The following is a 13,387-nucleotide window of genomic DNA, read 5'->3' as shown; positions in this document are numbered from 1 at the left end:
GCAGAAAGGAGGCACACCATGAAGATCGCCAGCTTCGACGTCGATGCCCAGAAAGGCTTCACCCCGCTGTGCCCCAACGAGCTGCCGGTGCCCGAGGGCGATGCCATCGTGCCGGCGCTCAATCAGCTGGCCGCACGGGCGCAGCTGCGCATCGGCAGCAAGGATGCGCACAGCCCGCAGGCCGCCTGGGTCGTCGACAGCCACGCGGAGATGCTGCGCCCCCTGCCCCTGGCCAATGCCGACCTGACCTGGGTCAGCCACTGCGTACCCGGCACCCCTGGCTTCGAACTGCTCGACGGCCTGCCCGCGCCGCTGGACTATGACTACTTCGTGTGGAAAGGCGTGGAACCGGACCTGCACCCCTACGGCGCCTGTTACCACGACCTGGCCGAGAAGCGCAGCACGGGCGTGATCGAGTTTCTCCGGCACAATGGCGTCGAGCGTGTACTGGTCGGCGGCCTGGCGCTGGACTACTGCGTCAAGACCACCGCTCTGCAACTGCGCCGTGCAGGCTTCGAGGTGATCGTCTACCTGCCCGCCTGCCGCGCCATCGCCGAAGAAACGGCCGTGCCGGCCTGCCGCGCGATGAACGACGCCGGCATTACCCTCGCCGCCAGCCAGGAAGAGCTGGATGCGATCCTGACTCTGGAGACCCAAGGATGAGCGACAGCATTTTCGCCGACCGTATCGTGCAGAACCTGCTCGATACCGACCTGTACAAGCTGACGATGATGCAGGCGGTGTTGCACAACTACCCCAATGCCGAGGTGGAATGGGAGTTCCGCTGCCGCAACAGTGAAGACCTGACCCCCTACCTGGCCGAGATTCGCTACCAGTTCGAGCGCCTCAGCGAGTTGAGCCTGACGGTCGACCAGCTGGCCTTCCTCGAGCGCATCCCGTTCATCAAGCCGGACTTCATCCGCTTCCTCAGCTTGTTCCGCTTCAACCTGCGCTACGTGCACACCAGCATCGAAGACGGCCAGTTGAGCATCCGCCTGCGCGGCCCCTGGCTGCACGTGATCCTCTTCGAAGTGCCGTTGCTGGCCATCATCAGCGAAGTGCGCAACCGCTATCGCTACCGCGAAGTGGTGCTGGAGCAGGCCGCCGAGCGCCTCTACGAGAAAATCGACTGGTTGCGCAGCGAGGCCAGTGACGACGAGCTGGCCGGCTTCCAGCTCGCCGACTTCGGCACCCGCCGGCGCTTCTCCTACCGTGCGCAGGAGCAGGCCGTGCGCATCCTCAAGCGCGACTTCCCCGGGCGCTTCGTCGGCACCAGCAACCTGCACCTGGCCCGCGAGTTCGAACTCAAGCCCATCGGCACCATGGCCCACGAATGGCTGATGGCCCACCAGCAGCTCGGCCCGCGCCTGATCGACAGCCAGAGCGCCGCACTGGACTGCTGGGTCCGCGAGTACCGGGGCCAGCTGGGCATCGCCCTGACCGACTGCATCACCATGGACGCCTTCCTGGCCGACTTCGATCTGTACTTCGCCAAGCTGTTCGACGGCCTGCGCCACGACTCGGGCGACCCGCTGGTCTGGGCGGAAAAGGCCATCGCCCACTACGAGAAGCTCGGCATCGATCCGCTGAGCAAGACCCTGGTGTTCTCCGACGGGCTCGACCTGGAGAAGTCGCTGCGCCTCTACCGTGCACTTTCCGGGCGAATCCACGTAAGCTTCGGGGTCGGCACCAACCTGACCTGCGACATCCCCGGCGTCGAGCCGATGAACATCGTGATCAAGATGATCGCCTGCAACGGCCAACCCGTGGCGAAGATTTCCGACACGCCCGGCAAGACCCAATGCCGCGACGAGAATTTCGTCAGCTACCTGAAACACGTCTTTCGCGTGACCCAGTGAGGACCCAGACATGAGCAACCGCCAAGCCGAAATCGCCGCCGCCCTCGACGTGGTGCCGCCGTTCGCCGACGACGCCGCGCTGAACGCGGAAATCGAGCGACGCAAGACCTTCATCAAGCACGTGCTCAAGCAATCCGGCCTCAAGGTGCTGGTGCTGGGTATCAGCGGTGGCGTCGACTCCCTCACCGCCGGGCGCCTGGCGCAGCTTGCAGTCGAGGAACTGCGCACGGAAACCGGTGACAGCGCCTACCGCTTCATCGCCGTGCGCCTGCCGCACAACGCTCAGCACGATGAGCACGATGCTCAGGACTCGCTGAAATTCATCCGCGCCGACGAGGACGACACCGTGAACATCGCCGGGGCGGTCAACGGCCTCGGCGAGCAGGTCACCCACCTGCAGAAGCTGAGCGACGCCCGCCGCGACTTCGTCGTCGGCAACGTCAAGGCGCGCATCCGCATGGTCGCCCAATTCGCCATCGCCAACGCCAACAACGGCCTGGTGATCGGCACTGACCACGCAGCCGAGGCGGTGATGGGCTTCTTCACCAAGTTCGGCGATGGCGCTTGCGACCTTGCCCCGCTGTCCGGCCTGGTGAAAAACCAGGTACGCGCCATCGCCAGGCACCTGGGGGCGCCGCAACACCTGGTGATGAAGACCCCGACCGCCGACCTGGAAGAACTGCGCCCGGGCAAGCCGGACGAGGAAGCGCATGGCGTGACCTATGCCGAGATCGACGCCTTCCTGCATGGCGAGGCCGTCAGTGACGAGGCCTATGCCACCATCGTGCGCACCTACGACAACACCCGCCACAAGCGTGAGCTGCCTCTGGTGCCCTGAGCAACGGGCAGAAAAAAGCCGGGCAAGCGCCCGGCTTTTTCATGCCTGCGAAAACATCAGGCCTTGGGCAGTGTCACCCCGGTCTGGCCCTGGTACTTGCCACCACGGTCACGGTAGGAGACCTCGCAGGCCTCATCGGACTGCAGGAAAAGCATCTGCGCCACGCCTTCGTTGGCGTAGATCTTGGCCGGCAGGTTGGTGGTGTTGGAGAACTCCAGGGTCACGTGGCCTTCCCATTCCGGCTCCAGCGGCGTGACGTTGACGATGATGCCGCAGCGCGCGTAGGTGCTCTTGCCCAGGCAGATGGTCAGCACGTCACGCGGGATGCGGAAGTACTCGACGGTGCGGGCCAGGGCGAAGGAGTTCGGCGGGATGATGCAGACGTCGCTCTTGATGTCGACGAAGCTCTTCTCGTCGAAGTTCTTCGGGTCTACCACGGCGGAGTGAATGTTGGTGAACACCTTGAATTCATCCGCGCAGCGCACGTCGTAGCCGTAGCTGGAGACACCGTAGGAGATCACCCGGCTGGCGTCGGCGCCACGCACCTGGCGCTCGACGAAGGGCTCGATCATGCCGTGTTCCTGGGCCATGCGGCGAATCCACTTGTCCGATTTGATGCTCATGGCGAAGGGTCCTGAGTGGGCGATTACGAAAAAGTGAGCGCATCTTACCGATGCGCGCGCCACGCATCAAAGATTGCCCGCCGAGCGCTTGGTCATTATTTGCAAAAAAAGCTGCATCGACCATTCGCACTTGGCGATAAAAACACGTATGGTGTGCCCACTGTGCTGCATGTGTCACCGCGAATCGCTACTAGATGCCTAGATTTCGATCCAAACATCGTCCGACTCCTAGTACTCGTTGCACTCAGTCCCGGCCTGGGCTTTTCCAGGGCTGCTATTACTTTTGTTAGGAGACATCAACATGTCCAATCGTCAGACTGGCACCGTCAAGTGGTTCAACGATGAGAAAGGCTACGGCTTCATCACTCCGCAATCCGGTGACGACCTGTTCGTTCACTTCAAAGCCATCCAGGCCGACGGCTTCAAGACCCTGAAGGAAGGCCAGCAGGTTTCCTTCGTGGCTACCCGTGGCCAGAAAGGCATGCAAGCTGAAGAAGTTCAGATCGTTGGTTGATCTGCGCTTTTGAGCTGCTGAAAAAGCCCCGCCTAGTGCGGGGCTTTTTTGTGCCTGTTTGTACGCCCTGTGGGAGCGGATCGATGCGCGAGATTCGCGGCTGAAGCCGCTCCTACAAAAGCGGCAGCCCAGGGTGGCTGGGGCGAAGCCAATGGAGCGTCGGCGCTACCCTCTCCCGCTTGCGGGAGAGGGGCTGGGGGAGAGGGTGATGCTGGCGGCACCGCACTGCGGAAGTACCTACAGTGTTGTCCCCAGCGCCCCCGAACGGATGCGCCGACAAGCACGAGAGCCAAAACCGCTGCGCCGAGCGCCCTCTCCCATGAATGGGAGAGGGTCAGCAGATGGCCGCTGCGCAGCCGCTCTCAATCATCACTGATTTCGATGCTCGGCATGCTCGGCTTGCCGGCCTGGGCGATGCGCGCGCCCACCTTGCGTGCCAGCTCCTGATAGATCATGGCGATCTGACTTTCCGGATCGGCCACCGTGGTCGGCTTGCCGTCGTCGGCCTGCATGCGGATGGCCATCGACAGCGGCAGCGATGCCAGCAGCTCGACGCCGTACTGCGCGGCCAGCTTCTCGCCGCCGCCTTCGCCGAACAGATGCTCGGCATGGCCGCAGTTGGAGCAGATGTGCACGGCCATGTTCTCCACCACGCCGAGCACCGGGATGTGCACCTTGCGGAACATTTCCACGCCCTTGCGCGCATCCAGCAGGGCCAGGTCCTGCGGCGTGGTGACGATCACGCTGCCGGCCACCGGCACCTTCTGCGCCAGGGTCAGCTGGATGTCGCCGGTGCCCGGCGGCATGTCCACCACCAGGTAGTCGAGCTCGTTCCAGGCGGTCTGGGTGATCAGCTGCAGCAGCGCACCGCTGACCATCGGCCCGCGCCAGACCATCGGCGTGTTGTCGTCGGTGAGAAAGGCCATGGACATCACCTGCACGCCATGGGCTTCGAGCGGCACGAACCACTTCTGCTCCTTGACCAGCGGCCGGGTGCCCTCGGCGATGCCGAACATGATGCCCTGGCTCGGGCCATAGATGTCCGCATCGAGAATACCGACCCGCGCCCCTTCGCGGGCCAGCGCCAGCGCCAGGTTGGCGGCGGTGGTGGACTTGCCCACGCCGCCCTTGCCCGAGGCCACCGCGATCACGTTCTTCACCCCTTGCAGGGCCGGCACCTGGGCCTGCCCCTGGTGCGAGTCGATCACGCAATCGACCTGCACGCGCGCACTGTCGACGGCGTCGAGGTTCTCCAGCGCCATCTGCAGCATCTGCGCCCAGCCGTTCTTGAACAGGCCGGCGGCGTAACCGAGTTCCAGGCGCACGGAGACCCGCCCGCCCTGGATGTCGACCTCATGCAGACAGCCGGCGCTGACCGGGTCCTGATCGAGGTGGGGGTCGGTGAACTGACGCAGACAGGCTTCGACCGCTTCGCGGGTGACGGCACTCATGCAAGAACTCCAGAAGGCAGGCAGGAAATCAGAGCGTCATCTTAACAGCAGCCACGGGCCGCGAGCGTCACGCCGCGAGCAACAACGACGCTCGTTGTCGCTGGTGGCTTGCAGACTGTCGCTGCTTTATAGTTGCTGACTTCCCTCGTTTTACCAGTGCAGCCGATCACCATGACCGAAGCCCGCAAGATCCTCGTTACCAGCGCCCTCCCCTATGCCAACGGTTCGATCCACCTCGGCCACATGCTCGAGTACGTACAGACCGACATGTGGGTGCGCTACCAGAAACTGCGCGGCAACCAGGCCATCTACGTCTGTGCCGACGACGCCCACGGCTCGGCCATCATGCTGCGCGCTGAGAAGGAAGGCATCACGCCCGAGCAACTGATCGACGGCGTGCGCGCCGAGCACATGGCCGATTTCGCCGAGTTCGGCGTGGCCTTCGACAACTACCACTCGACCCATTCGGAAGAGAACCGCGAGCTGTCGTCCTCGATCTACCTGGCGCTGCGCGACAAGGGCCACATCGCCACGCGCGCGGTCACCCAGTACTTCGACCCCGAGAAGGGCATGTTCCTCGCCGACCGCTTCATCAAGGGCACCTGTCCGAAGTGCGGCACCGAGGACCAGTACGGCGACAACTGCGAGAAGTGCGGCGCCACCTACTCGCCGACCGAGCTGAAGAACCCGAAGTCGGCCATCTCCGGCGCCACCCCGGTGCTCAAGGAGTCGCAGCACTTCTTCTTCAAGCTGCCGGACTTCGAAGCCATGCTCAAGCAGTGGACCCGCTCCGGCGCCCTGCAGGAGGCGGTCGCCAACAAGATCGCCGAATGGCTCGACGGCGGCCTGCAGGAGTGGGACATCAGCCGCGATGCGCCCTACTTCGGCTTCGAGATTCCCGATGAGCCGGGCAAGTACTTCTACGTCTGGCTGGATGCGCCGATCGGCTACATGGCCAGCTTCAAGAACCTCTGCTCGCGCCGCCCGGAACTGGACTTCGACGCCTTCTGGGGCAAGGACTCCAGCGCCGAGCTGTATCACTTCATCGGCAAGGACATCGTCAACTTCCACGCCCTGTTCTGGCCAGCCATGCTCGAAGGCGCCGGCTACCGCAAGCCGACCGCCGTCAACGTGCACGGCTACCTGACCGTCAACGGGCAGAAGATGTCCAAGTCGCGCGGCACCTTCATCAAGGCGCGCACCTACCTGGACCACCTGAACCCGGAATACCTGCGCTACTACTACGCCAGCAAGCTGAGCCGTGGCGTCGATGACCTCGACCTGAACCTCGAGGACTTCGTGCAGAAGGTCAACTCCGACCTGGTCGGCAAGGTGGTCAACATCGCCAGCCGCTGCGCCGGCTTCATCCACAAGGGCAACGGCGGCCTGCTGGTCGCCGCCGACCCCGAGCCGGAGCTGTGGAACGCCTTCCGCGCCGCCGCGCCGAGCATCGCCGAGGCCTACGAGGCGCGCGACTTCTCCCGCGCCATGCGCGAGATCATGGCGCTGGCCGACCGCGCCAACGCCTGGATCGCCGACAAGGCCCCCTGGGCCCTGAACAAGGTGGAAGGCAAGCAGGCCGAGGTGCAGGAAATCTGCGCCCTGGGCATCAACCTGTTCCGCCAGCTGGTGATCATGCTCAAGCCGGTGCTGCCGCAACTGGCCGCCGATGCCGAGGCCTTCCTCAATGTCGCCCCGCAGACCTGGGCCGACCTGGCGCTGCCGCTGGCCAACCACCAATTGAACCCGTTCAACCCGCTGCTGACCCGTATCGAACAAGCGAAGATCGACGCCATGACCGAAGCCTCCAAGGAAGATCTGGCCGCCGAAGCCGCCAAACCACAGGGCAACGGCGAGCTGGCCAAGGACCCGCTGGCGGCCGAGATCAACTTCGATGCCTTCGCCGCCGTCGACCTGCGCATCGCGCTGATCGAGAAGTGCGAATTCGTCGAGGGCGCCGACAAGCTGCTGCGCCTGTCGCTGGATATCGGTGACGAGAAGCGCAACGTGTTCTCCGGCATCAAGTCCGCCTACCCGGACCCGAGCAAGCTGGAAGGCCGCCTGACCCTGTACGTCGCCAACCTGGCGCCGCGCAAGATGAAGTTCGGCATCAGCGAAGGCATGGTCCTGGCGGCCGGCCCCGGCGGTGAAGATATCTACCTGCTCAGCCCGGACAGCGGCGCCAAGCCGGGCCAGCGCGTCAAGTAATTCACACGCCAGGAGGCCTCGATGAAACCATGGATGGTGGCAACGCTTGCGTTCGTCCTGGCGGCTTGTTCAGACCCGTCGGGCCTGCCGCAGGGCGGCGCCCTGCAGGGCGAACGCAACAAGGCCGACAGCTACCTGGCCTATGAACACCATGTGGCCATCGAACTGCCCGCCGAGCGTATCGGCGAGCGTATCGCGGCTACCCGCGAGGCGTGCCTGAGCGAGCGCTTCGGCGCCTGCAGCCTGATCACGGCGCAACAGAGCAGCGGCCAGGCGCCGCGTGGCGAACTGACCCTGCGCATCGTCCCCGATGGCGTCGAGGCCATCACCCTGCTCGCCAGCGCAGACGGTGAACTGACCAGCCGCACCACCCACGCCGAGGACCTGGCCCAGGCGGTTGCCGACAACCGTCGCCAGCACGAGCAGTTGCTGCGCCAGCAGCGCACCCTGCAGCAGTTCGAGAAACGCGACGACCTCGCCGTCGCCGACCTGCTCGCCCTGGCCCGTGAACAGGCCGCCCTGGAAGTGCAGCTGCAGGCCATCGCCCAGGACGCCGCCCAGCAGCAACGGCGCCTGGACACCAACCTGCTGACCCTGCGCTTCAGCAGCCCCTACGAGCGTTCGCCCCTGGGGCGCATTGGCGAAGCGTTCTCGCGCCTGCAGGACAACCTCGCCGAAGGCACCGCCAACCTGATCGAGTTCATCGGCTACAGCCTGCCATTCCTCATCGTGCTGTTCCCCCTGGCCCTCGGCCTGCGCAAACTGTGGCGACGCCTCACCCGTCACTGAGTCCAGCTGTGACGAATGGTCGCCAAGTGCAGGCGATTCGCCGCATGCGGCTTGTATGGCCAGGGCTGCTTCCCGATAATAGGCGCCCTTTTCCTAAGGCCTTTGCGCATTCGACGGCAACCCGATGACCGAACTCGTCCTGATCATGGTCAGCGCCATCCTGGTCAACAACTTCGTGCTGGTGCAGTTCCTCGGCCTGTGCCCGTTCATGGGCGTGTCGAAGAAGATCGAAACCGCCATCGGCCTGTCGCTGGCCACCACCTTCGTGCTGACGCTGGCGGCCATGTGCAGCTACCTGGTGCAGCAATACGTGCTGAAACCGCTGGACCTGGAGTTCCTGCGCACCATCAGCTTCATCCTGGTGATTGCCGTGACCGTGCAGTTCACCGAGATGGTGGTGAACAAGACCAGCCCCCTGCTGTACCGCGTGCTGGGTATCTTCCTGCCGCTGATCACCACCAACTGCATCGTGCTCGGCGTGGCCCTGCTCAACGCCAACAAGAGCGAGTTCACCTTCATCACCGCCACCGTCAACGGCTTCGCCGCCGGCCTGGGCTTCTCCCTGGTGCTGGTGCTGTTCGCCGCCATGCGTGAGCGCATCGCCATCGCCGACGTGCCCAAGTCCTTCCAGGGTGCAGCCATCGGCATGATCACCGCCGGCCTGATGTCGCTGGCGTTCATGGGCTTCTCCGGGCTGATCAAGCTATGAGCCTGGTCCTGGTCGCGATCGCCGCGCTGCTCGCGCTGTGCCTGATCGCCGGCGCCATCCTCGGCTTCGCCGCCGTGCGCTTTCGCGTCGAGGGCGACCCCATCGCCGAGCAGATCAACGCCCTGCTGCCGCAGACTCAGTGCGGCCAGTGCGGCTACCCCGGCTGCAAGCCCTACGCCGAGGCCATCGCCGGCGGCGACAAGATCAACAAGTGCCCGCCCGGTGGCGAGGCGACCATCGCCGCCCTGGCCGACCTGCTCGACGTCGAGCCGGAGCCACTGGACGCGGTGGAAGGCGAGAAGCCGCAGATGGTCGCCTTCATCCGTGAGGCGGAGTGCATCGGCTGCACCAAGTGCATCCAGGCCTGCCCGGTGGACGCCATCGTCGGCGCGGCGCGGCAGATGCATACGGTGATCGTCAGCGAGTGCACCGGCTGCGACCTGTGCGTCGAGCCCTGCCCGGTGGACTGCATCGACATGCTCGAAGTCGGCAGCACGGTGCAGAGCTGGAAATGGGACAAGCCACTGGCGCCCGGCCAGCTGATTGCCAGTGACCGGGAGCAGGCCGCATGAGCGCCGTACTGAAAGACCCCATGAAGATCTGGGACATCCCCGGCGGCATCCATCCGGCCGAGCACAAGGACCTGTCCAACCGCACGCCGGTCCAGGCGCTGCCCCTGCCCAAGCGCCTGGTGCTGCCGCTCGGCCAGCATATCGGCGCCGCCGCCGAGCCCTGCGTGGCGGTCGGTCAGCGCGTGCGCAAGGGCGAGAAGATCGCCGAGGCCAACGGCTTCGTCAGCGTGCCGCTGCACGCACCGACCTCCGGCACCATCGCCTGCATCGGTGAGCAGCCCTACCCACATGCCTCCGGCATGCTGGCGCCGGCCATCGTCATCGACAGCGACGGCCTGGATGAGTGGCTGCCACTGACGCCCCCCGCCGACTACCGCAGCCTGGAGCCCGGCGAACTGCTGACGCTGATCCGCGAGGCCGGCATCAACGGCCTGGGCGGCGCCGGCTTCCCCACGGCGGTCAAGCTCACTGCGCGGCCGACGCAGAAGATCCACACGCTGATCATCAACGGCACCGAGTGCGAACCCTACATCACCGCCGATGACGTGCTGATGCGCGAGCGCGCCGCCGAACTGGTGGCCGGTATCGCCGTGCTGGCCCACCTGATCCAGCCGGAGCAGGTGCTGATTGGCATCGAGGACAACAAGCCCGAAGCCGCCGCCGCAGTGCAGGCCGCCTGCGCCGGGCACGATTTCCAGGTACGGGTGTTCCCCACCAAGTACCCGTCCGGCGGCGAGAAGCAGCTGATCCAGATCCTCACCGGCGTCGAGGTGCCCAGCGGTGGGCTGCCGGCCGATATCGGCATCCTCTGCCAGAACGTCGGCACCTGTGTGGCCATCCATGACGCCGTGCTGCTGGGCAAACCACTGATCTCGCGCATCACCACGCTCACCGGCGCCGCGCTGGCGCGGCCCGGCAACGTCGAGGCGCTGATCGGCACGCCTGTCCGCGAGCTGCTGGCCTTCGCCGGGCTCGACCAGGGCAGGCTCAATCGCCTGATCATGGGCGGACCGATGATGGGCTTCACCCTGCCCAGCCTCGACGTGCCGCTGATCAAGACCAGCAACTGCCTGCTCGCCAGCACCGCCGAGGAACTGCCGGCGCCAGCGCCCGCCATGCCCTGCATTCGCTGTGGCGAGTGTGCCGAGGCCTGTCCGGCCAGCCTGCTGCCGCAGCAGCTGCATTTCTTCGCCCTGGGCCAGGAACACGAGCAGCTCAAGGCGCACAACCTGTTCGACTGCATCGAATGCGGCGCCTGCGCCTACGTCTGCCCGTCGAGCATCCCGCTGGTGCAGTACTACCGCGTGGCCAAGGCGGAGATTCGCGAGCTGGAGCAGAAGCAGCTCAAGGCCGAACACTCCAAGCAGCGCTTCGAGCAACGCCAGGAACGCCTGCGCCGTGCCGAGGAGCAGAAGGAAGCCGAACGCAAGGCCCGCGCCGAGAAAGCCGCGCGCGCCAAGGCGGCGCAGGCCGAAGCACCTCCGGCAGCAGCGGCCTCGCCAGCGGATGAAGCGCTGAAGAAACTCAAGATCGAAGCCAGCATGGCCCAGGTCGCGCTGAAGAAGGCGGAAAAGCAACTGGCCGCCCACGACACCGCCGAGCTGCAGGCGCAGGTCGCCGAGCTGCGCCGTGCCGCCGAGGCCGCGCAGCAAGCGCTGGCCGAGGCCCAGGCTGCCGCCCCCGCGCCCGCACCGAAAGCCGCTGGCGACGAGGCGCTGAAGAAAGCCAAGATCGAAGCCGCGATGCTCAAGGCCCAGCTGCGCAAGCTGGAAAAGCTCGACAGCCCGGACGACGAACAGCAGGCCGAAATCGCCCGCGTGCGCCAGCAGCTGGAAGCTGCCGAGAAGGCCCTGGCCGCACTGGACAGCGAGAAGCCCGCTGTCGCTGCCAAACCCGCCGGCGACGAGGCGCTGAAGAAGGCCAAGATCGAAGCGGCCATGCTCAAGGCCCAGCTGCGCAAGCTGGAGAAGCTCGACAGCCCGGACGACGAGCAGCAAGCCGAGATCGCCCGCGTGCGCCAGCAGCTGGAAGCCGCCGAGAAGGCCCTGACCGAACTGGACAGCCCAAAGCCTGCCGCAGCCGCCAAGCCCGCCGGCGACGATGCGCTGAAAAAAGCCAAGATCGAAGCCGCCATGCTCAAGGCCCAGCTGCGCAAGTTGGAGAAGCTCGACAGCCCGGACGACGAACAGCAGGCCGAGATCGCCCGCGTGCGCCAGCAGCTGGAAGCCGCCGAGAAGGCCCTTACCGAACTGGACAGCCCAAAGCCTGCCGCAACCGCCAAGCCCGCCGGCGACGAGGCGCTGAAAAAAGCCAAGATCGAGCTGGCGATGAAGCGCGCCGAACTGAAGAAAGCCGAGAAGGCCGGCAGCGACGAAAGCGCGCTGCAACCACTGCGCGATGCCCTGGCCGCAGCCGAGCAGGCCCTGCATGCCGCCGAGGAAAACTCGGACAAACCGGCACCGCAGCTGGTACGCACCGAGCGCCCCGGCGTGGATGCCGAGCAGAAGGCGCTGAAGACCGAAGTCGCCTTCGCCCGCGCCGACCTGCGCAAGCTCGAACGTGACGACAGCGCCGCAGCCGATGCACTGGAGCAGGCTCGCAGCCGCCTGGCCGAGGCCGAACGCAAGCTGGCCGAATACCAGACGTAACGATCGCCCCGGACTATCTCAGGGGCGGGCAGCACAACGACAAAGCCCAGAGCATCCGGGCAACACAGACCACCGTAGCCCGGATGCAATCCGGGGAATGAATACCTACTGCGATCAACACGGACGCAGTAACAGGAGCGCCGATGGCCCTGCCCCGCATCACATCGCCCCACGCCACGGGCAGCAACCGTACCCAGCAGGTCATGCTGCAGGTGCTGCTGGCCACCGTGCCGGGCATCTTCGCCCTGACCTGGCTGTTCGGCATCGGCACCCTGTTCAATCTGGTCTGGGCCAGCCTCTGCGCACTGGGCTTCGAAGCCGCGCTGCTGGCCGCACGCAAGCGCCCGCTGGCGTTCTTCCTCAAGGACTACAGCGCCCTGGTCACCGCCGTGCTGCTGGCCGTGGCCCTGCCGCCCTACTCGCCCTGGTGGCTGACGCTGGTCGCCTGCGGCTTCGCTATCGGCTTCGGCAAGCAGCTCTACGGCGGCCTCGGGCAGAACCCGTTCAACCCGGCCATGGTCGGCTACGTGGTGGTGCTGATTTCCTTCCCCGTCGACATGACCAGCTGGCCCGCACCGCACGGCGTCGCCGCGCTGGACGGGATCAAGCACATCCTTGGCCTGGCCAGCCTGCCCGACGGCTGGGCGCAGGCCACCGCACTCGACGCCCTGAAGGTCAACAAGAGCCTGACCATCGACGAACTGTACGCCAGCAACCTGGCCTTCGGTCGCTTCGGCGGTGCGGGCAGCGAGGCGGTCAACCTGGCCTTCCTCGCCGGCGGCCTGTACCTGCTGCACAAGCGCCTGTTCACCTGGCACGCACCGGTGGGCATGCTCGCTGCGCTGTTCGTCATGAGCCTGCTGTTCTGGAACGGCAGCGGCTCCGACTCCAATGGCTCGCCGCTGTTCCACCTGCTCACCGGCGCGACCATGCTCGGCGCCTTCTTCATCGTCACCGACCCGGTGTCCGGCGCCACCAGCAATCGTGGCCGGCTGGTGTTCGGCATCGGCGTCGGCGTGCTGGTCTACGTGATCCGCACCTGGGGCGGCTACCCGGATGCGGTGGCCTTCGCGGTGCTGCTGATGAACCTCGCGGCCCCGACCATCGACTACTACACGCGGCCGCGCAGCTACGGCCATCGCAAGCCCAACAGCGGCTTCAAGCTGGGAGAATGAG

12 protein-coding genes are annotated in these 13,387 nt (G+C 65.7%); 10 read left to right on the top strand and 2 right to left on the bottom strand.

The features are described 5' to 3' along the window. The first annotated feature begins 18 nt into the window (after positions 1-18). From EWH21_RS08355 to nadE, 3 genes are read left to right on the top strand one after another with little or no spacing between them, the layout of a single operon-like run. Entirely contained in the window at positions 19-663 is a 645-nt protein-coding gene (locus tag EWH21_RS08355) for a nicotinamidase (RefSeq protein WP_047586569.1), read from the top strand. After that, a complete protein-coding gene (gene pncB / locus EWH21_RS08350; protein ID WP_037049097.1) occupies positions 660-1,859 on the top strand; it encodes a nicotinate phosphoribosyltransferase in 1,200 nt (399 codons plus the stop codon). The genes EWH21_RS08355 and pncB overlap by 4 nt, the downstream gene beginning before the upstream one ends. A 10-nt stretch (positions 1,860-1,869) precedes the next feature. Then, positions 1,870-2,697: an ammonia-dependent NAD(+) synthetase gene (gene nadE, locus EWH21_RS08345; protein WP_179553759.1), complete on the top strand. Its 828-nt coding sequence runs from the start codon at positions 1,870-1,872 to the stop codon at positions 2,695-2,697. A 56-nt stretch (positions 2,698-2,753) separates the two neighbouring features. On the opposite strand, the gene dcd is transcribed toward nadE, so the two are convergent. After that, a complete protein-coding gene (gene dcd / locus EWH21_RS08340) occupies positions 2,754-3,320 on the bottom strand; it encodes a dCTP deaminase (RefSeq protein WP_013714599.1) in 567 nt (188 codons plus the stop codon). Between the two features lie 301 nt (positions 3,321-3,621). Between dcd and EWH21_RS08335 the strand changes: the two genes are divergently transcribed. Next, positions 3,622-3,834: a cold-shock protein gene (locus EWH21_RS08335; protein ID WP_037049100.1), complete on the top strand. Its 213-nt coding sequence runs from the start codon at positions 3,622-3,624 to the stop codon at positions 3,832-3,834. A gap of 362 nt (positions 3,835-4,196) precedes the next feature. Here EWH21_RS08335 and apbC read toward each other — a convergent pair whose 3' ends face one another. Next, positions 4,197-5,285: an iron-sulfur cluster carrier protein ApbC gene (gene apbC, locus EWH21_RS08330; RefSeq protein ID WP_277700272.1), complete on the bottom strand. Its 1,089-nt coding sequence runs from the start codon at positions 5,283-5,285 to the stop codon at positions 4,197-4,199. Positions 5,286-5,456: 171 nt separating this feature from the next. On the opposite strand from apbC, the gene metG reads away from it, so the two are divergent. From metG to EWH21_RS08300, 6 genes are all read left to right on the top strand, one after another. Next, positions 5,457-7,493: a methionine--tRNA ligase gene (metG, locus tag EWH21_RS08325; protein ID WP_179553757.1), complete on the top strand. Its 2,037-nt coding sequence runs from the start codon at positions 5,457-5,459 to the stop codon at positions 7,491-7,493. Positions 7,494-7,514: 21 nt separating this feature from the next. Next, the gene (locus EWH21_RS08320; RefSeq protein WP_277700271.1) at positions 7,515-8,282 is read left to right on the top strand and encodes a DUF4349 domain-containing protein; all 768 of its coding nucleotides are present in this window, start codon (positions 7,515-7,517) and stop codon (positions 8,280-8,282) included. 124 nt (positions 8,283-8,406) lie between these two features. Beyond that, the gene (gene rsxA / locus EWH21_RS08315) at positions 8,407-8,991 is read left to right on the top strand and encodes an electron transport complex subunit RsxA (RefSeq protein WP_037049106.1); all 585 of its coding nucleotides are present in this window, start codon (positions 8,407-8,409) and stop codon (positions 8,989-8,991) included. Continuing rightward, on the top strand, positions 8,988-9,563 hold the full coding sequence (rsxB, locus tag EWH21_RS08310) for an electron transport complex subunit RsxB (protein ID WP_134676336.1): 576 nt from the start codon (positions 8,988-8,990) through the stop codon (positions 9,561-9,563). Before rsxA ends, rsxB begins: the two co-directional genes overlap by 4 nt. Continuing rightward, on the top strand, positions 9,560-12,211 hold the full coding sequence (gene rsxC, locus EWH21_RS08305; protein WP_277700270.1) for an electron transport complex subunit RsxC: 2,652 nt from the start codon (positions 9,560-9,562) through the stop codon (positions 12,209-12,211). The genes rsxB and rsxC overlap by 4 nt, the downstream gene beginning before the upstream one ends. A gap of 143 nt (positions 12,212-12,354) precedes the next feature. After that, positions 12,355-13,386, top strand: coding sequence for an RnfABCDGE type electron transport complex subunit D (locus EWH21_RS08300; RefSeq protein WP_179553755.1), 1,032 nt, complete (start codon positions 12,355-12,357; stop codon positions 13,384-13,386). Position 13,387 lies beyond the last annotated feature (1 nt).

The sequence above is a fragment of the Pseudomonas sp. REST10 genome (genome assembly GCF_029542605.1).
Taxonomy (GTDB): domain Bacteria; phylum Pseudomonadota; class Gammaproteobacteria; order Pseudomonadales; family Pseudomonadaceae; genus Aquipseudomonas; species Aquipseudomonas khazarica.
This window is presented reverse-complemented; position numbering and strand designations above follow the sequence as displayed.

Excerpts from the sequence above, each read along its gene's own strand:
- metG (WP_179553757.1), top strand. The coding sequence starts at position 5,457 with ATGACCGAAGCCCGCAAGATCCTCGTTACCAGCGCCCTCCCCTATGCC.
- EWH21_RS08355 (WP_047586569.1), top strand. The coding sequence starts at position 19 with ATGAAGATCGCCAGCTTCGACGTCGATGCCCAGAAAGGCTTCACCCCG.
- rsxC (WP_277700270.1), top strand. The coding sequence starts at position 9,560 with ATGAGCGCCGTACTGAAAGACCCCATGAAGATCTGGGACATCCCCGGC.
- dcd (WP_013714599.1), bottom strand. The coding sequence starts at position 3,320 with ATGAGCATCAAATCGGACAAGTGGATTCGCCGCATGGCCCAGGAACAC.
- EWH21_RS08335 (WP_037049100.1), top strand. The coding sequence starts at position 3,622 with ATGTCCAATCGTCAGACTGGCACCGTCAAGTGGTTCAACGATGAGAAA.
- EWH21_RS08320 (WP_277700271.1), top strand. The coding sequence starts at position 7,515 with ATGAAACCATGGATGGTGGCAACGCTTGCGTTCGTCCTGGCGGCTTGT.
- rsxA (WP_037049106.1), top strand. The coding sequence starts at position 8,407 with ATGACCGAACTCGTCCTGATCATGGTCAGCGCCATCCTGGTCAACAAC.
- apbC (WP_277700272.1), bottom strand. The coding sequence starts at position 5,285 with ATGAGTGCCGTCACCCGCGAAGCGGTCGAAGCCTGTCTGCGTCAGTTC.
- EWH21_RS08300 (WP_179553755.1), top strand. The coding sequence starts at position 12,355 with ATGGCCCTGCCCCGCATCACATCGCCCCACGCCACGGGCAGCAACCGT.
- nadE (WP_179553759.1), top strand. The coding sequence starts at position 1,870 with ATGAGCAACCGCCAAGCCGAAATCGCCGCCGCCCTCGACGTGGTGCCG.
- rsxB (WP_134676336.1), top strand. The coding sequence starts at position 8,988 with ATGAGCCTGGTCCTGGTCGCGATCGCCGCGCTGCTCGCGCTGTGCCTG.
- pncB (WP_037049097.1), top strand. The coding sequence starts at position 660 with ATGAGCGACAGCATTTTCGCCGACCGTATCGTGCAGAACCTGCTCGAT.